We start from the raw sequence: 344 nt of genomic DNA, 5'->3' as shown, positions 1-344 counted from the left end.
TTGTGTGTTGTTTGAGAACTGCACAGTGGACGCGAGCATCTTTGTTGTAAGTAATGAAGAGCGTACGGTGGATGCCTTGGCACCAGGAGCCGATGAAGGACGTAGGAGGCTGCGATAAGCCTCGGGGAGCTGTCAACCGAGCTGTGATCCGAGGATGTCCGAATGGGGAAACCCAGCACGAGTGATGTCGTGTTACCCGCGCCTGAATATATAGGGCGTGTGGAGGGAACGTGGGGAAGTGAAACATCTCAGTACCCACAGGAAGAGAAAACAACCGTGATTCCGTGAGTAGTGGCGAGCGAAAGCGGAAGAGGCTAAACCATGGGTGTGTGATAGCCGGCAGG

1 rRNA gene is annotated in these 344 nt (G+C 54.4%); it reads left to right on the top strand.

The features are described from left to right. Window positions 1–44: 44 nt before the first annotated feature. Window positions 45–344, top strand: a 23S ribosomal RNA gene (locus ASU23_RS06715); the annotation flags it as partial.

This window comes from Rhodococcus sp. KB6 (genome assembly GCF_001445685.1).
Taxonomy (GTDB): Bacteria; Actinomycetota; Actinomycetes; order Mycobacteriales; family Mycobacteriaceae; genus Rhodococcus_F; species Rhodococcus_F qingshengii.
Note: the sequence above shows the minus strand (reverse complement) of the source record. Positions and strands in the feature narration are given on the sequence as shown.